The organism is Bowmanella yangjiangensis (assembly GCF_017255015.1).
Classification (GTDB): domain Bacteria; phylum Pseudomonadota; class Gammaproteobacteria; order Enterobacterales; family Alteromonadaceae; genus Bowmanella; species Bowmanella yangjiangensis.
Genome location: NZ_JAFKCS010000733.1, coordinates 1 through 364 on the forward strand (window position 1 = coordinate 1; position 364 = coordinate 364).

Genomic DNA, 364 nt, shown 5'->3' on the forward strand with positions numbered 1-364 from the left:
GCTGTTCGACGGGCATGACCTGGCCATTCTCAGCCCGCAGCAGGGCATGCGTCGCCACGAAGACGCCCTGGGGCTCAGCCACGAGGCGCGTGTCGACACCACCGACCCCTTGCTGCGCCGCGACATCGCCTACTACCAGGGGGCCAGCCATGCCTACCAGAAGCGCCTGATCGCCTGGCAGGCCGACAGCGGCGATGCGCAGCATGTCAGCCAGCGCTAGTGCCGCCGAGGAGACCTCAATGACTTCGCGTTATCTGGACTTTCGCTTGGCCCTGGGCATCCCCCTGGCCCTGATGGCGGCCTTGCTGCTGATCGACCCGGCCCCGTTGGACTTCGCCCTGGCCAACCTGTTCTACGAACCGGG

General features: G+C 67.0%; 1 protein-coding gene. It reads left to right on the forward strand.

The features are described 5' to 3' along the window. The coding region (locus tag J0A65_RS26465) for a hypothetical protein (RefSeq protein ID WP_206597156.1) at window positions 1–220 on the forward strand (220 nt) is incomplete at its 5' end. Window positions 221–364: the final 144 nt, after the last annotated feature.